This is a genomic window from Nonomuraea sp. NPDC049625, from assembly GCF_040675285.1.
Taxonomy (GTDB): domain Bacteria; phylum Actinomycetota; class Actinomycetes; order Streptosporangiales; family Streptosporangiaceae; genus Nonomuraea; species Nonomuraea angiospora_A.
The window spans coordinates 528,835-550,298 of record NZ_JBFAOQ010000007.1; the positions used below are offsets into that span (position 1 = coordinate 528,835).

Consider the following 21,464-nt stretch of genomic DNA (forward strand, 5'->3'; position numbering starts at 1 on the left):
AGGGGGCTCAGTGGGGCGATCCCTGCCGTGCGGGAGCGCGTCTTGGCGAGCCCTTCAGGCGGCCCAGCATGAGCGAGGCGATGGCCAGGCCGGAGATGGCGCCGGCGCAGAGGACGGAGGCGGTGGAGGGGGACACGGGCTCGACGCCTGCCAGGGCGAGGGCCGAGACGGCGGTGGCGGTGGCCACGTAGAGCCAGGTGGCCAGGCGGATCCAGCGGACGCGGGAGCCCTCGGAAGGCAGCGTGCGGGACAGCAGCCAGGACAGGGCCGGCAGCAGGAGGACGCCGTGCATGAAGATCGCGTGCGCGGGCTTCAGGGTCGTGGCCACCGTGTACGCGAGCTGCTGGTTTCCCGTCACCACCTCGACGACGCCACGGGCGATCATGACGGCGCCGAACGCCATGGCGGCGAGGAGCGTGGCGAAGCCCGCGCGTACGGCCAGGCGCATGCTCGGGGCGAGGTCCGGATCGGGACGGAACGCGGCGATCGTCATGACGATCCCGATGGCGACGAGGACGCCGCCGCCCGCCGCCAGGGTCCTCGCGACGGCCGTGTCGAAGGCGGTCTCCATGTTGAAGTGGGACGGGACGCCTCGCCAGGCCTGGAGGGTGATCAGGGCCACCTCCAGCGTGGACGCCACCGCGAAGGCGCCGACCACAAGCGGGCGGGCGCGGAGCCGGACGAACTGGGAGACCCACGTGAGGGTCAGCACGCTCAGCCCGAACGACACACCGAACGTGAACGGCTTGCGCCACGACACCGCGCCCTCCCACGGCCCGCCGTCCACGACGAACACGCCCAGGTGAACGAGGCCCGCGAGCACCAGCAGGACTCCGATGAGGTACCAGAGGCGATTCATGCCGCCATGGTGGCAAGGCGGCGGGGGCCGGCGCGTCGGCCCAGGGTTTGGATCGCCTCTACAACCCCGGTCGTACGACCGAGGCGATCAGGGGGTGAGCTTGAGGGTGTGGACGGCCGCCTTCTTGATCGACTCGGGCTTCGCGTACATCGGCAGCAGGTCGCCCTTGGCCCAGGCCTCCGCCTGATCCCAGTAGTTGTCGTGGAAGGCGTGTCCGGAGGCGCCCGTCAGGTTGATCCATCGGGACTTGTCGGTGTCCGACAGGTCGACGATCATGCGCATCGACGGGACGGCGGTGATCTCGTACCCCTTCTGGACGTTCCACCCCGTGGCGTTCACGGCGTCCTTGCCCCCCGCCACGGCCAGCGGCCCGCGGTTGAACAGGGCCTCCACCGGAGCTATCCCCGAGGTCCCCAGCGAGCCGTTGACCAGCTCCAACTGGTGCAGGTCGCCCCAGCGCCAGGACTTGACCTCGGGCCCGAGCCGGTCCGACAGCTCCTGGTACGCCGAGGCGAGCGCCTGGCGGAGGATGTCGTCGCGGGTCTCCTTGACGTTCTTGGTGGTCACGTCGTCCCAGAAGGGGTCGTCAGGAGCGTCGAGCAGGCGTCTGACGACCTCGTACCAGCGGTCCCCTCCGGCCGGCCGCGCCGCCTCCGGCAGGTCGTCGTCGAACGTCAGCGTGAGCACCTGCCGCCACACCGCGTTGAAGTAGGCGGCGGCGGTGGAGTCGAGGCCCTGCATGCGGTCCCACGTCTTCAGCAACTGCCTGGCCTCGCCGCTGGGCCCCGCCAGGTCCACCCGCATCAGGGCCGGGATCAGCGTCTCGGCGAAGCCGTTGTACGTGTCCTGCTGGATCGCCGACATGGTCGCCGCGTCGATCGGGCCCTTCTTGAGCGCTTCCTTGATGCGGTCGCGGATGCGTTCGGAGCGGTAGCCGTGCGCCCAGTCCTTGGTCAGCAGGGGTTTGTACCGCTTGGGGTCGATGACGGCGTTGTTGGCCGTGACGATGAACCCGTCGGCCGGGTTCTCCACCGAAGGTAACTGGTCGTACGGGATGGGGGCCGTCATCCAGTCGTACTCGCCCGTCCATCCCGGGACGGGCCACGTGCCGTCGCCCTTGGCCCGCACGGGGATGCGCCCGGGCGCCTGATAGCCGATCTTGCCCGTGGTGTCGGCGTAGATCAGGTTCTGGGACGGCACGTCGAACAGCGCCGCCGCCGCCCTGAACTCCTGCCAGTCGCCCGCCTTGTTCAGCGCGAAGACGGCGTCGGCCGTCCGGCCCGGCGTCAGCGCCGTCCACTGCAGCGCCACCGCGTTGGCCTCGCCGCTGGGCTTGGCGCTGCCGATGACGTCGTTGATCAGCGGCCCGTGCCGGGTGCTCCTGACCGTGATCGTGACCGGGGCGCCGCCCGCGACCTTGATCTGTTCCTTCCTGGTCTCCAGCTTCACCTGCTGGCCCTTGTACAGGTACGTGTCGCCCTGCACCTGCTCCAGGAAGAGGTCGGCCACGTCGGGGCCCAGGTTGGTGAAGCCCCACGCGATCTTGTCGGTGCGCCCGATGACCACGCCCGGCACGCCCGAGAACGTGAACCCGGTCACGTCGTACGGGCACGCCTCCGTGATCTTCCTGCAGTGCAGCCCCGCCTGGTACCAGACGGAGGGCATCTGCGGCGACAGGTGCGGGTCGTTGGCCAGCAGCGGCTTGCCGCTCTTGGTGTACTCGCCGGAGACCACCCACGAGTTGGACCCGATGCCCTCGCGGTCCTCCGTGCCCATCGTGCTCGGTACGGCGTCCAGGGTCTTGGCGGCCTGGGCGATCGCGCGGTCGGCGCGCTGCTGGGGCTCGGCGTGCTGGTTGAAGCGCCCCTGGTCGATGGTGCCCTCGGTGACGATCGGGCTGTGGCGGTCGTACGGGTAGCCGGGGTAGAGCTGCTCGACGCGCTCCTTGGGCAGCTTGGTCAGCGCCAGAGCCCGGTCGATCTCGTCCTCCATGTTGGAGCGCAGGTCCCAGGCCATGGCCTTCAGCCAGGCCACGGAGTCGGCCGCGGTCCACTTCTCCGGCTGGTAACCGCCGTTCTGGATCTTCAGGATGGAGTATTCGAGGCTGCGGTCGGAGGCGTTCGGGTTGGCGCTGAGCCAGGCGTTCACGCCTCTCGCGTACGCGTCCAGGTAGTCCCGGGTGTCCTGGGCCAGGTCGGGGAGCTCCTCCTCGGCGACCTTGCGCCAGCCCATGGTCCTGATGGCCTTGTCGTTCTCGACGGTGGCCTTGCCGTAGAGCTCCGAGAGGCGGCCGGAGGTCAGGTGGCGGCGGAAGTCCATCTCGTAGAAGCGGTCCTGGGCGTGGACGAACCCCTGAGCCGTGAACAGGTCCGCTGCGGTGTCGGCGTAGATGTGCGGGATTCCGTATTTATCCCGATAAATCTCCACATTCCCGTTTAGGCCCGGCAGCCGCAGCGATCCGTCCACCTGCGGGAACGACTTCCGCACCGTGTAGACGAGGACCCCTGCCAGCACCAAGACCAGCGCGAGCACTACGGACAGCACCCGGGCGAACCACCGCAACGGCCGCGGCATCCACGCGTAGGGCCTCACCGACACCTCCATCTCCGCCGAACTGGCACTAAGTCTGTCAGCCCGAGATCACTACTCCGGCCGCCTTCCACAACCCTGGGAGGAGGACTTGAGAGGCCTGGTTACGGGCGATCACCCCTCCCTCACTCGCCGCGTCCGCCGAGCGGAGGACGGGCGGGGGTGTCGCGCGGGCGACCCCGGCGCTCCCTCGTGAGAGTGAGTGAGAAATCGGTCGCACCGGCGATCCGCGGCGGCAGCGCTGATCGACAGGATGGACGCATTCCACCTGCACCCCTCTCACTTGGAGATGCTCCGATGAAGCTGTCAGCCGCCGGTCTCGCCCTCGCCACCCTCCTCGTGGCGACGCCCGCTCAAGCGGCCGCCATCCCGGCCGCCCCCACCCCAGTCCCCTCGACGAGTGCCTGCCCGCCACCGGCCGTGGTCCGGCCCGATCCGGCCGCGCCGGTCCCTCCCGTCAACGCCACCGCGCTGGAGCAGTCCATCAAGGACCTGCCCGCGGCCGACGCCACCGCCGCGATCGTCCGGGTGAGCGGTACGAAGGGCTCATGGCGGGGCGTGACCGGCGTGGCCGACATCACCACCCGGCGCAAGGCCTCCGCGCACGTACGCTTCCGGGCGGGCAGCGTGACCAAGATGTTCACCACCGCGGTCGTGCTGCAGCTCGTGGCCGAGGGCAAGGTCTCACTCGACGGAACCGTCCAGGACTACCTGCCCGGCCTGCTGCCCGACTCCTATCCCGAGGTCCGCGTCGGTCAGCTGCTCAACCACACCAGCGGGCTGCCCGCGCCCGAGCTGCCCGGCACGTTCGACTGGGTCTACCGGACCCGGTTCAAGACCTGGACGCCGGAGGAGTACGTCGGGCTGGCCGTGCGCAACCCGATCGAGTTCGCGCCCGGCACCAGGCAGCACTACCTCAACACCAACACGTTCGTGGCGGGCATGCTGATCGAGAAGATCAGCGGACGCTCGTACGAGCACGAGGTCACGTCCAGGATCCTGCGCCCGCTCGGCATGCGGGACAGCTACCTGCCCGGCACCTCGCCCCGCATCCGCGGCCCGCACCACAAGGGCTACCAGTCCGTGCCCGCGGGCTTCGACGGCGCCATCGCCTACGGCGCGGGCCACGTGGTCGACATGACCGAGACCAGCGTCACCTCGACCTGGGCCTCGGGCGATCTCATCTCCACCGCCGCGGACCTGGAGAAGTTCGTCAAGGCGCTGTTCTCGGGGAAGGTCGTGCCGGCCGCGCAACTGGAGCCGATGTTCACGGTCCCGGACGTGACGATGTACGACGAATGCGGCAACCAGCCCGCCGTCTACACCTCGGGCATGACGCGGCTCGTGCTGCCGGGCGGGATCGTCGCCTACGGCAAGACCGGCGCGCGGTACGGCTACGCCGCCGGCGTCGGCGCGACCCGTGACCTGAGCCGGGTTCTCGTCTACTCGGTCAACTCCACCGACGCGAAGGCATCGGGCCAGAACGACAGGACGCTGCGCATCGCCCTGGCCGCCTTCTCCCGATGAGCCGCCGGTGCGTGGCGCATCGTGCCCGAGCGGGATCCGCGGCGGTGGCCGGCGGGGCGGCGTTGGGCGGGGGTCAGGTCCAGGTCTGGCCGTCCGGGGTGTCCGCGACGCGTACCCCCATCTCCGCCAGCTCCTCCCGCAGCCGATCCGCCTCCTCCCAGTCCCGGGCCTCCCGCGCCCGGTCCCGCGCCTCCAGGAGCTCCCCGGCCCCGGGAGGCAGCGCCCGCGCCTTGCCGATCTCCGTCGAGAGGTCGAGCCCCAGCACCTGGTCCAGATGCAGGAACGTCTCGAACTTGGCCCCGGGCGCGACGGACTCGTCGCGTTCCAGGTCCCGGAGGATCCGCAGCGCGGACGGCGTGTCCAGGTCGTCGGAGAAGGCGGCCTCCACCCGTTCCGCGTAGTCCGCGGCCATCGGCGCGCTGTGTGACTCCGACCACTCGGCCACCCGGGCGCGCCACCGCCGCACCGTACGGTCGGCGGCTCGCAGGGTGTCCCAGGTCAGGTTCAGCTGCTGCCGGTAGCGGTGCTCCAGGAACGCCATGCGTACGGCGAGCGGGTCGAGCCCGGCCGCGGCCACGTCCGACAGCAGCACCACGTTCCCGGTGGACTTGGCCATCTTGCGGCCGTCGAACAGCAGGTGCTCCCCGTGCACCCAGTGCCGCACCACCTCGTGCCCGGTCGCCGAGTTGGACTGGGCCCGCTCGTCCTCGTGGTGCGGGAAACGAAGGTCGATCCCACCGACGTGGATCTCGAAGCTGGAGCCGAGGAAGCGGAGCGACATGGCCGAGCATTCCACGTGCCACCCGGGGAAGCCGCGGCCCCAGGGAGAGTCCCACGTGAGGTCTCCCGAGGAGGGCTTCCACAGGGCCCAGTCGGCGTGGAAGCGCTTGCGCGGGTCGACGGCGTCGATGCGGTGGGCGGGCTTGAGCGAGTCCAGGCGATTTCCCGAAATTTCGCCGTAAGTGGGGAAGGTCTGGACGTCGAAGAACACCGACCCGTCCGGCACCTCGTACGCGTGTCCCCGCTCGATCAGCTTGGCGATCAGCTCGATCATCAGGTCGACGGTCTCGCTCGCCCGGGGCGTGTGCTCCGGCGGTCGGAGGTTGAGCGTCGAGGTGTCGTTCCTGAAGGCGTCCTCGTAGAAGCGGGCGAGCTCGCCCACCGAGCGCCCCTCCGCCCGCGCCTGCTCCAGGACCTTGTCGGAGCCGGCGTCGGTCAGGTGGCCCACGTCGGTGATGTTCTGGCAGGCCAGCACGCGTACCCGCCGCCGTTCGAGCACCCGCCTGATCAGGTCGGACAGCAGGTACGTACGGAGGTTGCCCACGTGCGCGTGGCGGTAGACGGTCGGCCCGCACGTGTACATGCGCACCGCCCGCCCCGAGGCGATCTCCTCGACCTGCCGGGCACGCGTGTCGTAGATCCGGAGCATCCTCCGAGCCTAGCCGCGTCAGCCCCCCAGGAAACCGAGGATGTCCCGGTCGCCGCGCTCGCGCAGCCTGCCCAGCACTTCCTCGCGCCCGGCCGTGTCGGGCATCCCCATCCTGGCCCCGATCAGCCGCAGCCCCTCCAGCTCCGAGCTGACGGGGGCGGTGTAGCCGATGAGGTAGAGCGCGCGGTTCACGGGCGGCATCCCGACGGGCGCGGCCGGCAGGTAGCGGGTCAGCAGCTCGCCCCCGTCCGACACGGTCAGGAACACGTGGTCGCCCTCGCTCGCCTTGAAGTCGGCCAGCACGTTGCGGATCGACCCCATGGTCGGCTGGTTGTGCCAGCTGATCACCACGTCACCGGACGGGGTCGAGGCGGTGAGCTGCCCGCCCGGCGCCATCCCCAGGTACGCCGCGAAACCTGTGGGCAGCGGCGAACCGGACCCGCGCAGGTGCTCGGCGTTGACGTCCACCCGGTGCCACCAGCGGCCGTCGCGGGAGCGGAAGCTGCGCCGCGTCTCCGACACGTCCTTGCGCGGCTGGTACGGCTCCGCCTCCCCGGTCGGCGAGGTGCCGGCCACCCGGATCCAGCCCCGCTGCGTCCGCTCGAAGCCCGGCCCGCCCGAGTACGCCCGCACCGAGCTCTCGCTGACCTCGTACTTGGCGGTCAGGTTGGTGACGATCGTGCTCACCGAGGCCTCGCCGCCGGCCCGCTCGATCTCCCTGGCGATCATCTCCCTGATCCCCAGGTACTCGTCGCCGCCCCATCGCGTCAGGCCGTACTTGTTGCGGTCGACCCGGCGGAAGCGTTCGTCGGCGGTGAGCTGGTTGCGGATGCCGACCAGGCTGTAGTCCTCGCCGATGCGTTCCTGGATCTCCTCGGGCGACAGCGGCGCGCCGGCCACCGCCAGCACCGCCTCGGCCTTCTCGTTGATGCTGCGCGGCCACGGCACGACGTGCTGGCCCAGCACGCGTAGCTGCGGCACCGCCAGGATCCACCGCTCGGCCACGTCCTCGCGCACGCCGAGCTGGGTGACCATGGCCACCGCCTCGCCGAGCGGCCGCGGCCCGTCGGCGAACAGCTGCCGCGTCTTCTCCCGGAGCTCGTCGGCCCCGCCTGCCACGAGCCACCCGTCGGACTGCTCGTAGCCGGTCAGCAGCGTACGCACGAACCGCCACGCCGGGATCCCCAGCGAGCGCAGCTCGGCCCGGTGCCACGGCACGGCGGCCTGCAGGTCGTCGGCCGGGACCGCGGAGCCGAGCCGGCCGCGCAGCCAGGAGACGTGCGCGACGAGGGCCGACGCGTCCGGCTTGCCGAGCCAGGCCTCCACGTGGTCGCGCAGGTCGCGTTCGATCTGCCGGATCCGCTCCCGCGTGACCGAGAAACGCTGGGCCAGCTCGTCCAGCGTGGCCCGCTGCGCGGCGTAGAGCCGGTCGCGGGCGATGGCCCGCTGCCGGTCGTCCAGCGCCCCGAACAGGTCGTCGATCAGCTCGGGCAGCGGCCTGTCCGGCCTGGACGGCGCGGGCGCGGCCTCGGGCGCCGGTTCGAGCAGCCGCTCGAACACGCCGGTGAACAGCTTCTGCACCACGTCCTTGCCCAGCGTCTCCGGCGTCCGCTCGGCCTCGGCGGGGTCGGAGAAACGCAGCAACGGGAGGATGTCGCCGACCATCAGATGACCCCAGCAGGCCACGGCGAGGTCGGCCAGGCGGCCGGCCACGGCCTGCGTCCCGACCATGGCGCACGCGCGATCAAGGGGGATCGCCTGCCACCAGGCCTCGGGCAGCTGTGGCTCCTCCACGATCGGCGCGATCTGACCAGGGGAGGTCCATCGCAGGGGTGGCGCGAGGTCGCTCAGGCTGAGGTTCATTGACGTCCAACCGGCAAAGGGAAGATATATCCGCAGTTCAGACTATGTGATTAGAGTGACAAAAACGGGCTGCCTCTTCCGGAATGGGAGATATAGAGCATCGCACGAGCCCGCGTGCAGGCGACGAACAGTATGCTCCGTTCACGTTGCAGGGCACGAGCCCGAGCGTCGGGTTCCTCGGGCGGCGGCTCGGGCACCACACCCTCCGCCACGCCGATGAGCGCCACCCGCTCGAATTCCAGCCCCTTGAGATGTTGGAACGTCGAGGCCCGTACGTCCAGCCCGTCCAGCGCCCGCCTGGCATCCCGCACGAGCCGCGGATTGCGCGCGCCGACGGCGATCTCGTCCGCGGGCACGCCGTCCGCCAGCCACGACTCGACCGTGCTCCGCAGTCCGGCCAGCTCCGACTCCGGCGTCTCGTACGCCCTCACGATGGGCCGGTCGCCGTTACGCGCCGAGTGGAAGCCGTACATGTTGGTCGTGCCCTTGACCAGGCCGCTGGCCGGGCCGCCGCGCAGCCGTACCACGAAGGACAGCAGCTCCTGGGACATCCGGTACGAGAGCCGCAGCGTGTGCTGGACGGCGGGGATGCCGACCGCGCCGAGCGCCACCCGCGTGTCGGTGATCCGCTGGTGCGGGTCGCCGACCACGAACAGGTCGTCGCGAGCCCGCGGCACCGCGGCGCGCAGCAGCCGCCACTGCGACGGGCTGATGTCCTGCGCCTCGTCCACGACGATGTGACGGTACGGCTTGCGCCCCGGGTCCACGTCGTCGAGCAGGTCGCCCGTCGCCAGGGAGAGCAGCCGGAGCGCCTCGTCCGTGAGCTGGGCCAGCGTCCGCGCCCCCGGGCCGACCAGCGCGGGGCGGCGGCCCTCGGCGTCGGCCACGATGCGCAGGGCCAGGCGTTCGGTGTTGCCGACCTCGACCCGCTTGCGGACCACCTCGTCCTCTATCAGCAGGTCCAGCTTCGCCGACAGGTCCTCGGCCAGCGCCTGGGAGAACGTCACGAGCAGCACGGGCCCCGACCCGTGCGCGGCCAGGTGAGCGGCCCGCTGGAGGGCGACGACCGTCTTGCCGGTGCCCGCCCCGCCCACGACCAGCACCGGCTGCTCGAAACGGGCGGCCCTGGCCAGCCGGTGCTGCGGCGGGTCGAGAAATGTGCACCAGGCAGGCAGCCCGAGCACCCGGTCCAGCTCCACCTTGTCCGCGACGAACGCCGCCCGGTCGGGGCTGCGGCGCAGCGCCGCGTGCAGGTCCTCGGGGTCGATCGGCCCGGTGTCCTCGTCGGAGGCGCGCCAGGCGTCCAGCTCCCGCCACGCCTCGGCGAGCGTGCCGCCGCGGGCCAGTACGGCGAGCGGGACGTGCTGGGTCGGCGGGAGCAGCGGTTCGAGCGCGGCCACGTCGGCCTCGGTCGTGATCAGCCTGAACAGCGGCAGCGCGTGCACGTCGAGGCCGAGCCCCATCAGGTCGCCGTCGCAGATCGGGTCGTACAGCCCGGACGACCTGGCCGATCGGCGTAACGCGGGCTCGACGCGTTCGAGCGCCTCGGCGTCCCACTCCTCGACCACGCCGATCACCGGGTTGACCCCGAACCTGAAGCGTCGCGCGTACGACCAGGCCTCGGGGTCGGGCAGCACCGTACGCAGCCAGTACACGTCCCGCTGCCGCACCACCACCCCGCGATGGCCCTCGGCCAGCCGCAGCGTCGCGACCCGCGGATCCCGGCAGCCCCTGACCCGCTGGGGGTGCGGGGCGCCGGCCACGTTCAGCAGGAACCGGCGCAGCGCGACAACGGCGTCCCTGCGCACCGGCTGGGCCAGTGCGCTGAGCTCCCTGGGAAACTCAGGGCCGATCGCGAGCCGCGGCACCGGCTCAGTCCAGGAGGGCGAGCAGGTCGCGGTCCCCGCGTTCGCGGAGCCTGGTGAGCAGGTCGGGGAGCGCGACCGGTCCCGTCATGCCGATCCTGGTGGCGATCACCCTGGCCGCCTGATCTCGGGTGCCGCCCGGGGCCGTGTACCCGACCAGCCGGAGCGCCTTGGTGATCTTCTCGGCGCCCTGCGCGGCGACCGGGAGGTGCCGGGCCCTGAGCACGCCCTCGTCCGACAGCGTCAGGAACAGGTGCCCGCCCTCTCGCGCGCCCACGTCCACCAGGAGGCGTTCGATGGATTCGAGCACCGGCTTGCCGTGCCACGTCATGGTCAGCTCGCCCGCGGCGCTCCTGACCGTCCGGCTCTCACCGGGGGACAGGCCCAGGTACGAGGCGAACCCCGTCGGCAGCGTGCACTCGCCGCCGGCCAGCTGCTCGGCCGTCACGTCGATGCGCAGCCACCAGCGTCCGTCGGGCTGCCTGAAGCAGCGCCTGGTCTGCGAGACGTCCTTCAGCGGCTGGTACGGCTTGTGCTCCCCGGAGTCGCCGTTGGCCTCCTCCACCTGCGAGGGGGCCGGGGTGAACGCCTGGAACTGCGGCGGGCCCGGGGGAGGGGGCGGCGGCATCTGGGGCGAGCCGAACGCCGACTGCGGCTGCAACTGGGGCTGCGGCTGGGGGGACAGCGTCGCCAGCACGAACTGCCAGGCCGGGACCTCCAGGGCGCGGATCTCCACGTTGTGCCATTCGGCCGCGCCGATGAGCTGCTCCTTGTGGGCGGCCGGGCCCAGGGTCCTGCGCAGCTCCTCCAGATGGGCCCGGTACGGGGCCGCCTCCTCGCTCGACAGCCAGTGGTCGAGGCGGGTACGGAGCTCGTCCTCGGTGGCGGAGATCTCGGCCGGGGGGACGGCGAAGAGCTTGGCCAGCTGATCCACGGCGGAGGGCTCGTCGGTGAAGACGCGGTTCTGGGCGACGGCCCAGCTCTTGTCGTCGAGCCCGGCGAACGCGGCCTCGATGAGGTCCGGAAGCTGCCCCTGCGACGGGGCGGGCTCCTGCTCGGGGGCGATCACCTGGGCGGGCTCCGGCTCGGGCGCCTCCTGAGCGGCCGGTTCGGGAGCGGGCTCGGGCTCCTCGGCGGCGTCGAGCACGGACTGCGGCTCGGGCTGCGGCTCGGGCTGCGGCTCGGGCTGCGGCTCGGGTTCGGGCGCCTCGTCGGCGACCGGCTCGGCGTCGGCGGCCGGCACCGGCTCAGCGACCTCGGCCGCGCCCTGCTCCGAAGCGACGCCCTCGGGCTCGCTCTCGTGCGAGGCGACGGCCTCGGGCGCCTCCTCGTGCGAGGCGGCCTCGGGCGCGTCCTGCTGGGGCTCGTCCTGGTGGGGGGCGTCGGCCTCGGGCGCGCCTTCGTGCGAGGCGACGGCCTCGGAGGCGTCCTCCTGGGGAGCGGCGCTCTGGGGCTCGTCCTCGTGAGCCGCGGCGTCCTCCGGCGCGACGGCCTGGGGCTCGTCCTCCTGGGGAGCGACGTCCTCGGGTCCGCCCTCGTGGGACGCCACGGCCTCCTCGTCCGCCGGGCGCTCGGCCTCGGCGGCGTGCGGGGCCTCGGCGGGCTCGGGAGCGGCCGCGTCCTCGTCGGGCTCGGGGTCGTCGATGACGGACCCTGCGGGGACGAAGTGGGCGACGGGCTCGGGTTCGTCGATCACCGACCCGACGGCGGCGAACCGGACCACGGGGTCGGGCTCCTCGACCGGCTCGGGGGCCGGCTCCTCGGCCACGGGCTCCGGCTCGGCCACGGGCTCCGGCTCGGCCACGGGCTCCGGCTCGGCCACCGCGGCGGGCGGGTGCTCGGCCGGCGCCGCCTGCTCGCTCGCGGCGGGAACCGGCGCCGGGTGCGCGGGCTCGGCCGCCCGCGGGTGCGCCAGGCGTACCAGGACCGCCGAGAACAGCGTGTTCAGCACCGGCCGGGCCTGGATGAAGGGCTGGTCCACCAGCTCCCTGCTGGTCAGCTTCAGCAGCCCGGCCCACGATCCGGCCCGGTCGAGGGCGATCGCGACGGCGGGCTCGTCGGCCTCCTCCGGGTCCAGCACGTACAGCGCCGGCAGGACGTCACCCACCGCCGCAGCGGGCCAGTGCTCCAGGGCGATCTCCGTCAGCAGCTCGCCCAACGACTCGGGGCCGATGGCCGCCAGGACGTGTGGCATGGGCAGACTGCGCCACCACGCGTCGGGCAGCTCCGGCTGCCCGGTGAGCAGCGTGATCGTCGTGGCGTCGCTCCACCTCAACGGTGGTACGAGGTCGCTCAGGCAGAAGTTCATCCCGTTCCGTTCACCAGCCCCTCACGCCGCCGCCGCAGCGGTGCAGCCATAATCTCGCCGCCCACGGAACAGACCATAGTCCGGCAAATCAGCCCTACGCATCATGTACAACGCATCAACGCCGAACGGCGGCAAAGCGTAGACGCACGTAGTCGGCCATCCAGCCAGTCTCCCTGCGAAGCGCGGGCGCGGCCAACTCGTTCACACGATGAAGCAGGGGCTCCACGATTTCCGGCGGGAGTCCTTCGAGCACCGACGAGGCGAACATGCGCACCCAGTCGGCGGCCCCGCCGGGGCACTCGTCCAGGGGGGTCGGCCGGTCGAAATATTCCAGCAGCCTGACCACGAAGCCCTCCTGCTCGAGGCGGCGGGCGTACTCGGCAGGCGAGGGAAAGTACCACGGAAGATCGGGTTCGCGCAGGCCGTACTCGCGCCAGGCCGTCAGCATCGCGGCGGTCAGCTCGGCGCAGTTGCCGGCCCCGCCCATTTCGGCGACGAAACGCCCGCCGGGTGTCAGCGCCTCGCGCACGCGCGCGATCACCAGCCCGGGGTCGCGGCTCATCCAGTGCAGCGCCGCGTTGGAGAACACCGCGTCGTACGGGTTCACGACGTTGAAGTCGTGCCCGTCGCCGACGATGAAGTTGATCCCCGGGTACTGCGCGAGGGCCTTCTCGATCATCGCGGGGGAGCCGTCGATGCCCAGCACGTCCGCGCCCCTGAAGGCGATCTGCGAGGTGAGCACGCCCGTGCCGCAGCCGAGGTCGAGCACCCGCTCGCCGGGCCGCGGATCCAGCAGGTCGACCAGTGGCGCGCCCTGAGTGGAGACGTAGCCGAAGCTGCTGTCGTAGGCGCGACTGTTCCACCGCTCCAAGCTCGGTGTGTCATATCGCAAGACGATCAGCTCACATTCGATCAGACAACGGGCCCCCCTGGCCGTGCTGTCTGCTCACTTTAGAGCCTGAACGTCCCTACGACATATCAAGTCACATCGGACTCATCCGACACTCTTCGTCCATTCCCGGCTGAGATACGCCTTCGCCGCGTCTGCCTGCGGGATTGTCATGAGGACCGGCGGGCCCGGAGCCTTGGGAAGTTTCGCGGCCTGCTCGGCGTCGAGCGTGCCCTTCATGAGCATCGCCTCACTGCGCGCCGGGCGGGCGAAACCCTTCTGGAAGAGGTTCTGGCCCTCGTTCGAGAACAGGAACTCCTGCCAGAGGCGGGCCGCGGCCGGATGCGGGGCCGTCTTGCTGATGGCCTGCATGTGGAAGCCGCCGAGCGGCGCGTCCTTGGGGATCGTGACCTTCCACGCGTCGGAGTGGGCGGCGCTGCGGGCCGCGTTCAGGTGGTCCCAGGCGATGACCGTGTTGGCCTTGGCCAGGTCGGTGAGCCGCCCGGCCTGCTTGAGCTTGGCGAACAGCGCCACCCCCTGCGACGGCTGCGGCACGCCCGAGCGCATGGAGGCGGCCATCACGCCGTCGAACGCCCCGTCCGAGCGCAGCGGGTCGCCGTCGAGCGCGACCCGGTAGCCGGGATTGAGCAGGTCGGCGAAGGAAGCCGGGGGCTTGACCTCGCGCGGGTCGTAGCCGATGGACATGAAGCCGCCGTAGGCGGCGTACCAGGCGCCGGACGGGTCCTTGACGTCGTCGGGCAGGTCCTGCCAGCCCTGCACCTTGTACGGGGCGAACCGGTCGGCACCGGAGACGGCCACGTCCAGGGTCAGGTCGAAGACGTCGGGCTTGAGCTGCGCGGCGGCGTCGAGCTCGCGCTTGCTGCCGGCGGCCGGCTCCAGTTCGTTGACCTTGAGCCCGTACTTGTCGGCGAACGTCTCGATGATCTCGCCGTAGTTCACCCAGTCGTGGGGCAGCGCGATCACGTTGAGCCGGCCCTCACGCTTGGCGGCCTCGACCAGCCGGTCCATGGTGGCGAAGCCGGCCTTCATGGAGCTCGCCTGGACGTTGACCGGCGGCAAATTCTTGGGCTGGGAAGAGGTGGAGTGGGTGGACGACGCGCCGCATCCGGCGCTGGCGAGGATGGCTGCTGCGGCGGCGCAGGTACGTACGGTCACACAACGAATACTTACCGTTACATTCGTTCAGGTCGAGGAGGCGCGGCCGGAACGACCTTGGCGGCCACCAGCGTCTCCTCCGGGATCTCCACCACGGTGCCGTCTCGTTTGCGAACTTTGAGTAGTCCGTTCTCCCACGACACGAGGATGCCCACCGCATCTCGAAATCCCCCGGGAACGCGCCTACGGGTGGTGATGCGTGCACCTATATCCTGACTTGTGATCGCGATGATGAGACGTGCGGCCACGAGTTTGCCACCCTCCGTTTCGGCCAGCTGGCAAGCACGGCAATACTAGGGCGTAGCAAACCGCGGTCAGAGACATGCCATGGTGCGGAGAAGAAGGAGCTCGAGGTGACCTACGTCATCGCGCAGCCTTGCGTGGACGTCCTGGACAAGGCGTGCATCGAGGAGTGCCCCGTCGATTGCATCTACGAGGGCGAGCGCATGCTTTACATCCACCCCGACGAGTGCGTGGACTGCGGCGCGTGTGAGCCTGTATGCCCCGTCGAGGCGATTTTCTATGAGGATGACCTTCCCGAGCAGTGGAAGGACTTCTACAAGGCGAACGTGGACTTCTTCGAGGACCTCGGCTCGCCCGGTGGCGCCTCGAAGGTCGGGAAGATCGACAAGGACCACCCGGTGGTGGCCGCCCTGCCGCCGCAGGGCGAGGACCACTAGCCGATCCTGTCGCGCCGGGTACGGGGGGCATCCTGGCCGGATGCGCCCCGGTCGGCGTGCGCTTTTTGAGTACGGCACGCACAACCCTGGAGAACCGTGAACAAGTTGCCCGACTTCCCCTGGGACCGGCTGGAGCCGTACAAGGAGCGCGCGCTCGCACATCCCGACGGCATCGTCGATCTCTCGATCGGCACGCCCGTCGATCCCGTGCCGCAGATCGTCCAGGACGCTCTCGCGCAGGCGGCCGACAGCCCCGGCTACCCCTTCACGCACGGCACCAAGGCGCTGCGCGAGGCGGCGGCCGGGTGGCTGCGGCGCAGGCATGGCGTCTCCGTCGATCAGCAGGACGTGCTCCCGCTGATCGGCTCCAAGGAGTTCGTCGCCTGGCTGCCCACCTACCTGGGCGCCGGGCGGGTGGTCTTCCCCGAGCTGGCCTACCCCACCTACGACGTGGGCGCCCGGCTGGCCGGGGCGGTGGGCACGGCCTCCGACAGCACGCTCGCGCTCGGCCCCGAGCGCGTCGACCTCGTCTGGGTCAACTCCCCGGGCAACCCCACGGGCCGGGTGCTGCCCGCCGAACACCTGCGCAAGGTGGTCTCCTGGGCCCGTGAGCGCGGCGCCGTCGTGGCCTCCGACGAGTGCTACATCGAGCTCGGCTGGGAAGAGGAGCCGATCTCGATCCTCCATCCCGACGTCTGCGGCGGCTCCCACGAGGGGTTGCTCGCGGTCCACTCGCTCTCCAAGCGCTCCAACCTGGCCGGCTACCGCGCCGGGTTCGTGACGGGAGATCCCGTCCTGGTCAAGCGACTGCTGGAGACGCGCAAGCACGCCGGCATGATCATGCCCCAGCCCGTACAGGCCGCCATGACGGTCGCGTTCGGCGACGACGAGCACGCCGACCTGCAGCGCGAGCGGTACGCCGCCCGCCGCGACCTGCTGCGGCCCGCGCTGGAGCGGGCGGGGTGGCACATCGACCATTCGACGGCCGGTCTCTACTTCTGGGCGTCGAACGGGCAGAGCGCCTGGGATCAGGTCGGAAAGCTTTCCGAAATCGGCATTTTGGTCGCGCCCGGAGAGTTCTACGGATCGGCAGGTGAGCGGCACATCCGCATCGCGGTCACCGCGACTGATGAGCGGATCGGTGCGGCGGTGCGCCGCCTCCAGTAGGATCGCCCGTCATAGCCGGGCAATCCGGCTGACACGCATAAATTGATAAGGGCTTTTGCCGAGGCAGACCGCGAGTGGAGCGAGCTGATCGATGAGCATGACCTCCATGGTCGTACTCGGGCTGAGCATCGCCACCGTCCTTCTGTTGCTTGGGGCTTTTCTGGCCACCATGCGGCAGGACAGGAAGGGCCGTACGAGCGCGCCGCCGGTCGAGGTCGCCCCCATCGAGACCCCGCTGCCGGCGCCGGTGAGCGCGCCCGGGCATGCCGGCACCGACTACACCGACCCTCGCACGATCCGGGTCGGCGACCGGATCGAGGTGCATGGATCTCCCCGCCGGGTGCTCGGCGCGTTGTTCGTCTCCTGGCAGGGACAGCAGTGGGTCGAATACCTCCTCCGGGACAGCGCCCGCCGCTTCCAGTGGCTCTCCGTCGAGGCGCACGAGGGTGATACGCCCCATCTGGAGGTCCAGCTCTGGACGGACGTGCCCACGCAGGGGATGGTTCCGGCCAAGAGCACGCTGGTGATGGAGGGCGTGGAGTTCTCCCCGATCGAGCGGGGCACGGCGGCGTTCCGGAGCGAGGGCGACACCGGCCATCCTGACCGGGGCCTGCTGGACTTCGCGGACTATCGCGCCTCGGACGGGCGGCTGCTGTCGTTCGAACGCATCCAGGGGCAGTCGTGGACGGCCAGTTACGCCCAGCCCCTGCCGCCGGGCTCGATCACCATCGTCCGCCGCGCCTCCTGACCCTGCTCAGGAGAGCTCGACCTGGGTGGTGCCGGCCTTGCCGGCGGTCTGCCAGTTCTCGAGCTTGACGTCGTTCTTCCACGTCGCCCCCGCGTACCCGACCTGGCGCAGCGCGTACTTCTGCGAGAAGGACACCGACCAGGCGGCGATCAGCCAGCCGCGCCGCTCCGAGGTGACGGCCGTGCTGCCGAGAGCCCTGGCCAGCTGCTTGCGGGCCTCGGCGGTACGGGGCTGCGGCGCCGGGGTCTTCTTGGCCGGTGGGTACCAGCAGTGGACGGCGCGCGGGACACGCCCGGTGAAGGCGGCGGCGAGCAGTTTGGCCTCCGTCTCGTGCTGCGCGTACGCGTAGCCGCCCGCCGAGCGCTGCACCTCCTGGGCCGCTTCGGCCACCGGGATCTTGCGGTAGTTCTTGACCTTCTCCAGCGCGGCGAAGAACTTGTTCGTGGCGTAGACGGGGTCCATGAGCTGCTTCTTGGTGCCCCAGCCCTGCGACTCCCGCTGCTGGAACACGCCCACCGAGTCACGGTCGCCGTAGTCGAGGTTGTAGACCTTGGATTCCTGCAGCGCCGTCGCGTACGCGATCACGACGGCCCGCTCGGGCAGCCGGCGGCGGGCCGCGACGGCCGCGATGGTGGCGGAGATCTCGGCCTGCTCGAAGTCGAGCTCGCGCTCGCCGAGCGGGGTGCGCACGGTGCAGTGCGGCTCCGGCGCCACCGCCAGCGGCTTGGTCTTCTTCAGCAGGTGGAAGAGCCCCACGGAGATGCCCACGGCGAGCACGACGACGATGATCGCGATGGTGATGACTCCACGGGAGAAGCGCAGGCGCACCCTGAAGAACCTACCCGTGGCGGATAAGCTCCGTGGCCATGAGTGACGTGAGCACCACCTCACCGATTTCCCCGGTGGTGGACGAGTTGTGGGAGCGCCGGGCGGAGCTGTCGCCGGCCGACGCCGAGGCGCGCCGGCTGATCGTCGGCGCCGTCGACCTGCTCGACAGGGGCGAGGCCAGGGCCGCGCGCCTGGAGGGTGGCGAGGTGGTCGTGGACGAACGCGCCAAACGGGCCATCCTGCTCAGCTTCAAGGTGCTCGGCATGGCGCGCTCGCAGGTGGGCGACTTCCAGCACCACGACCGGGTCCCGCTCAAGAGCTCGCTCGACGGCGTGCGCGTGGTGCCCGGCGCGATCGCCCGCTGGGGCTCGTACCTGGCGCCCGGGGTGGTGCTGATGCCGTCGTTCACGAACATCGGCGCGTACGTGGACGAGGGGACCATGGTGGACACCTGGGCCACCGTCGGCTCGTGCGCGCAGATCGGGAAGAACGTCCACCTGTCCGGCGGGGCGGGCATCGGCGGCGTGCTGGAGCCGCCCAACGCCGTGCCGGTCGTCGTCGGGGACGGCGCGCTGATCGGCAGCCGCTCGATGATCGTCGAGGGCGCCCGGGTCGGCGAGGGCGCGGTCGTCGGCGCCGGGACGATCCTGTCCGGCTCGATCCCGGTGATCGACGTGCAGACCGGCGAGGAGCTGGCCCGCGGCCACGTCCCCGCGTGGTGCGTGGCCGTCGGCGGCACCCGGCAGAAGGAGTTCCCCGGCGGCACGTTCGGCCTGCCGTGCGTGCTGGTGCTCAAGCGCCTGGAGCCGGGGCAGCGACACGACAAGGCGGCGCTCAACGACGTGCTGCGCGAACACGGAGTGAACACCTGATGCTTGATCTCACGCAGGACGTACGCACGCTGACCGCGGCGATCGTGGACATCGAGTCGGTGAGCGGCGACGAGCGGGCGCTGGCCGACGCGGTCGAGCGGGCGCTGTCCGCGCTGCCGCATCTCAAGATCGACCGGTCGGGCGAGACGGTCGTGGCCCGCACCGAGCTGGGCCGGTCCGAGCGGGTGCTGATCGCCGGGCACCTCGACACCGTCCCCATCGCCGGCAACCTGCCCAGCCGGGTGGAGGGCGACCTCCTCTACGGGTGCGGCACGTCCGACATGAAGGCCGGCGTGGCGGTCGCGCTCAAGCTGGCGGCCACCGTCCCCGCTCCCGACAAGGACGTCACGTACGTCTTCTACGACTGCGAGGAGGTCGAGGCCGAGCGCAACGGCCTCAACCGCGTGGCCAGGGACCACCCCGACTGGCTGGCGGCCGACTTCGCGGTGCTCATGGAGCCGACCGACGGGACGATCGAGGGCGGCTGCCAGGGCACGCTGCGCGCCGAGGTCACCGTCAGGGGCAAGCGGGCCCACAGCGCCAGGTCGTGGTTCGGGGTCAACGCCATTCACGGGATCGAGCCGGTCCTCGCCAGGCTGAACGCGTACGAGGCGCGGCTGCCGGTGGTCGACGGCCTCGAATACCACGAGGGCCTGAACGCGGTCGGCGTCCGGGGCGGGGTCGCGGGCAACGTCATCCCCGACCTGTGCGTGGTGTCCGTCAACTACCGGTTCGCTCCCGATCTGACGATCGAGCAGGCGCAGGAGCACGTACGCGAGGTCTTCGACGGGTTCGAGGTGAGCTTCGTCGACGCCGCGCCCGGGGCCAGGCCGGGGCTGACGCACCCGGTGGCGGCGGCCTTCGCCGAGGCGGTCGGCGGCACGCCGCGCGCCAAGCTGGGCTGGACGGACGTCGCCCGCTTCTCCGCGCTGGGGGTGCCCGCCGTGAACTACGGTCCCGGGGATCCGAACCTGGCGCACCAGCAGGGCGAGTACGTGTCGCTGTCGAAGATCGTCGAGAGCGAGCGGGCCATGCTCAACTGGCTCACAAAATGAAAGTGGCCTTCCTCGCCGGCCATTTGGCGGGGAAGACCACTTTCAGTCCCGAGCAGCACCCTCGTGCAGTTAGACGCAGGGGGGTCGAAATACGGTTCCCTGGTTTTTCCAAGTTTTTTTGGAGCCTGGGTTCACCGGTCTGACCTGCGGTGTTCGCGCTCAGGACGCCCATCTCGCCCGAAGAGGGCTAGCGTGACCAGCATGGAACAGTCACGTCCTGAACGCCGTCAGGGCCAGGCGGTCGTACGCGGCCGCCTGGTGCCCAGCTCCACGCACGACCAGCGCCTGCTCGCCCGCCAGGGGTCCTCTGACTGGGTCCACATGGACCCGTGGCGGGTGCTGCGGATCCAGGCCGAGTTCGTGGAGGGGTTCGGCCAGCTCGCCGAGCTGCCGCCGGCGGTCACGGTCTTCGGCTCGGCGCGTACCGCGGAGGGGGCGCCCGACTACCGGCAGGGCCGCGCGCTCGGCCAGGCGCTGGCCGAGGCGGGCTACGCGGTGATCACGGGCGGCGGCCCGGGCGTCATGGAGGCGGCCAACCGGGGCGCGAGCGAGGTGGACGGCGCGATGTCGGTCGGGCTCGGCATCGAGCTCCCGTTCGAGCAGAGCATGAACGACTATGTCGACCTCGGCATCGAGTTCCGCTACTTCTTCGTGCGCAAGACGATGTTCGTCAAGTACTCGTGCGGCTTCATCGCCCTGCCCGGCGGGTTCGGCACGCTGGACGAGCTGTTCGAGGCGCTGACGCTGGTGCAGACCCACAAGGTCACCTCCTTCCCCGTGGTCCTGATGGGCTCGGAGTTCTGGGGCGGGCTGCTCGACTGGATCAAGAGCACCCTGCTCGGCACCGGCAAGATCGCCGCCCCGGACCTCGACCTGATCACCCTCACCGACGACGTGGACGAGGCCGTGCGCATCATCGTGGACGCCGACCTGGCCCGCTCCAGGCAGCGCGAAGAGGAGCTGGAAGCCGCCGCGGCCCAGTACGCCGAGCCCCAGTAGGCTTCCTGGATGTGAATATCTGCGTCTACTGCGCCTCCAGCCTGAACATCGACAAGAAGTACATCGATCTGGCCGGACACGTGGGCGCCGAGCTCGCCAAGCGGGGTCACACCCTGGTGAGCGGCGGCGCCACGGTCTCCTGCATGGGCGCGGTCGGCTCGGCCGTCCGGGCGGGCGGCGGCCGCACGATCGGCGTGATCCCGCAGGTGCTGGTGGACGTCGAGGTGGCGGATGAGGAGTCGGACGAGCTGATCGTCACCACCGACATGCGCGAGCGCAAGGGGATCATGGACGCCCGCTCCGACGCGTTCCTCGTGCTGCCCGGCGGCATCGGCACGCTGGAGGAGCTCTTCGAGATCTGGACCGCGCGGGTGCTCGGCATCCACGACCGGCCCCTGGTGATCCTCGACCCCTGGGGTCTGTACGACCCGCTCAAGCAGCTGATGAACCACCTGTACGACGAGGGCTTCACCCGGCCCGACGTCTTCGACGCGATCTCGTGGACCTCCACGGTGGAGGAGGCGTTCGCCCACCTGGAGGCGCGTCCGCAACCGGTCCGGCCCAGCGTCGCCGAACTCGGCGAGGCGGTCGGCTGACCGGCGCGCTCACC

18 protein-coding genes are annotated in these 21,464 nt (G+C 70.8%); 8 read left to right on the forward strand and 10 right to left on the reverse strand.

All coding sequences use genetic code 11. The features are described 5' to 3' along the window. Window positions 1-7 precede the first annotated feature (7 nt). Window positions 8-859, reverse strand: a complete 852-nt coding sequence (locus AB0J87_RS31525; protein ID WP_363970915.1) for a hypothetical protein — start codon at window positions 857-859, stop codon at window positions 8-10. Between the two features lie 87 nt (window positions 860-946). Then, the gene (locus AB0J87_RS31530) at window positions 947-3,433 is read right to left on the reverse strand and encodes a penicillin acylase family protein (protein WP_363971093.1); all 2,487 of its coding nucleotides are present in this window, start codon (window positions 3,431-3,433) and stop codon (window positions 947-949) included. A gap of 312 nt (window positions 3,434-3,745) precedes the next feature. Between AB0J87_RS31530 and AB0J87_RS31535 the strand changes: the two genes are divergently transcribed. Continuing rightward, on the forward strand, window positions 3,746-4,975 hold the full coding sequence (locus tag AB0J87_RS31535) for a serine hydrolase domain-containing protein (RefSeq protein ID WP_363970917.1): 1,230 nt from the start codon (window positions 3,746-3,748) through the stop codon (window positions 4,973-4,975). Between the two features lie 73 nt (window positions 4,976-5,048). On the opposite strand, the gene cysS is transcribed toward AB0J87_RS31535, so the two are convergent. The 7 genes from cysS to AB0J87_RS31570 all read right to left on the reverse strand — a co-directional run bounded on the left by cysS (window position 5,049) and on the right by AB0J87_RS31570 (window position 14,753). Further along, window positions 5,049-6,404 carry a cysteine--tRNA ligase gene (cysS, locus tag AB0J87_RS31540; RefSeq protein ID WP_363970919.1) on the reverse strand — a complete coding sequence of 452 codons (1,356 nt, stop codon included), beginning with the start codon at window positions 6,402-6,404 and terminating at the stop codon, window positions 5,049-5,051. An 18-nt stretch (window positions 6,405-6,422) separates the two neighbouring features. Then, window positions 6,423-8,267, reverse strand: a complete 1,845-nt coding sequence (locus AB0J87_RS31545; RefSeq protein WP_363970921.1) for a sigma factor-like helix-turn-helix DNA-binding protein — start codon at window positions 8,265-8,267, stop codon at window positions 6,423-6,425. Between the two features lie 50 nt (window positions 8,268-8,317). Then, window positions 8,318-10,135: a UvrD-helicase domain-containing protein gene (locus AB0J87_RS31550; RefSeq protein WP_363970923.1), complete on the reverse strand. Its 1,818-nt coding sequence runs from the start codon at window positions 10,133-10,135 to the stop codon at window positions 8,318-8,320. 4 nt (window positions 10,136-10,139) lie between these two features. Then, complete coding sequence (locus AB0J87_RS31555; protein WP_363970925.1) at window positions 10,140-12,440, reverse strand: hypothetical protein; 2,301 nt, start codon at window positions 12,438-12,440, stop codon at window positions 10,140-10,142. Window positions 12,441-12,555: 115 nt separating this feature from the next. Beyond that, window positions 12,556-13,332, reverse strand: a complete 777-nt coding sequence (locus AB0J87_RS31560) for a methyltransferase domain-containing protein (protein ID WP_355197206.1) — start codon at window positions 13,330-13,332, stop codon at window positions 12,556-12,558. A gap of 102 nt (window positions 13,333-13,434) precedes the next feature. Further along, on the reverse strand, window positions 13,435-14,505 hold the full coding sequence (locus AB0J87_RS31565; protein ID WP_363970927.1) for an ABC transporter substrate-binding protein: 1,071 nt from the start codon (window positions 14,503-14,505) through the stop codon (window positions 13,435-13,437). A 17-nt stretch (window positions 14,506-14,522) separates the two neighbouring features. After that, window positions 14,523-14,753, reverse strand: a complete 231-nt coding sequence (locus tag AB0J87_RS31570) for a hypothetical protein (RefSeq protein ID WP_192787934.1) — start codon at window positions 14,751-14,753, stop codon at window positions 14,523-14,525. A 105-nt stretch (window positions 14,754-14,858) separates the two neighbouring features. Between AB0J87_RS31570 and fdxA the strand changes: the two genes are divergently transcribed. The 3 genes from fdxA to AB0J87_RS31585 all read left to right on the forward strand — a co-directional run bounded on the left by fdxA (window position 14,859) and on the right by AB0J87_RS31585 (window position 17,100). After that, complete coding sequence (fdxA, locus tag AB0J87_RS31575) at window positions 14,859-15,185, forward strand: ferredoxin (RefSeq protein ID WP_080047500.1); 327 nt, start codon at window positions 14,859-14,861, stop codon at window positions 15,183-15,185. A gap of 96 nt (window positions 15,186-15,281) precedes the next feature. Continuing rightward, window positions 15,282-16,352 (forward strand): succinyldiaminopimelate transaminase, encoded by a 1,071-nt coding sequence (gene dapC / locus AB0J87_RS31580; protein ID WP_363970930.1) that lies wholly within the window; start codon window positions 15,282-15,284, stop codon window positions 16,350-16,352. Window positions 16,353-16,443: 91 nt separating this feature from the next. Further along, on the forward strand, window positions 16,444-17,100 hold the full coding sequence (locus AB0J87_RS31585) for a DUF4178 domain-containing protein (RefSeq protein WP_363970932.1): 657 nt from the start codon (window positions 16,444-16,446) through the stop codon (window positions 17,098-17,100). A gap of 6 nt (window positions 17,101-17,106) precedes the next feature. Here AB0J87_RS31585 and AB0J87_RS31590 read toward each other — a convergent pair whose 3' ends face one another. Next, window positions 17,107-17,928: a hypothetical protein gene (locus AB0J87_RS31590; protein ID WP_363970934.1), complete on the reverse strand. Its 822-nt coding sequence runs from the start codon at window positions 17,926-17,928 to the stop codon at window positions 17,107-17,109. A 38-nt stretch (window positions 17,929-17,966) separates the two neighbouring features. On the opposite strand from AB0J87_RS31590, the gene AB0J87_RS31595 reads away from it, so the two are divergent. The 4 genes from AB0J87_RS31595 to AB0J87_RS31610 all read left to right on the forward strand — a co-directional run bounded on the left by AB0J87_RS31595 (window position 17,967) and on the right by AB0J87_RS31610 (window position 21,450). Next, window positions 17,967-18,800: a 2,3,4,5-tetrahydropyridine-2,6-dicarboxylate N-succinyltransferase gene (locus AB0J87_RS31595; RefSeq protein ID WP_319709156.1), complete on the forward strand. Its 834-nt coding sequence runs from the start codon at window positions 17,967-17,969 to the stop codon at window positions 18,798-18,800. Next, a complete protein-coding gene (gene dapE, locus AB0J87_RS31600; protein ID WP_363970936.1) occupies window positions 18,800-19,855 on the forward strand; it encodes a succinyl-diaminopimelate desuccinylase in 1,056 nt (351 codons plus the stop codon). The genes AB0J87_RS31595 and dapE overlap by 1 nt, the downstream gene beginning before the upstream one ends. Before the next feature lie 201 nt (window positions 19,856-20,056). Further along, complete coding sequence (locus AB0J87_RS31605; protein ID WP_363970938.1) at window positions 20,057-20,854, forward strand: TIGR00730 family Rossman fold protein; 798 nt, start codon at window positions 20,057-20,059, stop codon at window positions 20,852-20,854. Between the two features lie 11 nt (window positions 20,855-20,865). Then, window positions 20,866-21,450: a TIGR00730 family Rossman fold protein gene (locus AB0J87_RS31610; protein WP_350725504.1), complete on the forward strand. Its 585-nt coding sequence runs from the start codon at window positions 20,866-20,868 to the stop codon at window positions 21,448-21,450. Window positions 21,451-21,464 lie beyond the last annotated feature (14 nt).

Coding starts and splice junctions, on each gene's coding strand:
- AB0J87_RS31525 (WP_363970915.1), bottom strand. CDS start 859: ATGAATCGCCTCTGGTACCTCATCGGAGTCCTGCTGGTGCTCGCGGGC.
- AB0J87_RS31530 (WP_363971093.1), bottom strand. CDS start 3,433: ATGCCGCGGCCGTTGCGGTGGTTCGCCCGGGTGCTGTCCGTAGTGCTC.
- AB0J87_RS31535 (WP_363970917.1), top strand. CDS start 3,746: ATGAAGCTGTCAGCCGCCGGTCTCGCCCTCGCCACCCTCCTCGTGGCG.
- cysS (WP_363970919.1), bottom strand. CDS start 6,404: ATGCTCCGGATCTACGACACGCGTGCCCGGCAGGTCGAGGAGATCGCC.
- AB0J87_RS31545 (WP_363970921.1), bottom strand. CDS start 8,267: ATGAACCTCAGCCTGAGCGACCTCGCGCCACCCCTGCGATGGACCTCC.
- AB0J87_RS31555 (WP_363970925.1), bottom strand. CDS start 12,440: ATGAACTTCTGCCTGAGCGACCTCGTACCACCGTTGAGGTGGAGCGAC.
- AB0J87_RS31585 (WP_363970932.1), top strand. CDS start 16,444: ATGAGCATGACCTCCATGGTCGTACTCGGGCTGAGCATCGCCACCGTC.
- AB0J87_RS31595 (WP_319709156.1), top strand. CDS start 17,967: ATGAGTGACGTGAGCACCACCTCACCGATTTCCCCGGTGGTGGACGAG.
- dapE (WP_363970936.1), top strand. CDS start 18,800: ATGCTTGATCTCACGCAGGACGTACGCACGCTGACCGCGGCGATCGTG.
- AB0J87_RS31605 (WP_363970938.1), top strand. CDS start 20,057: ATGGAACAGTCACGTCCTGAACGCCGTCAGGGCCAGGCGGTCGTACGC.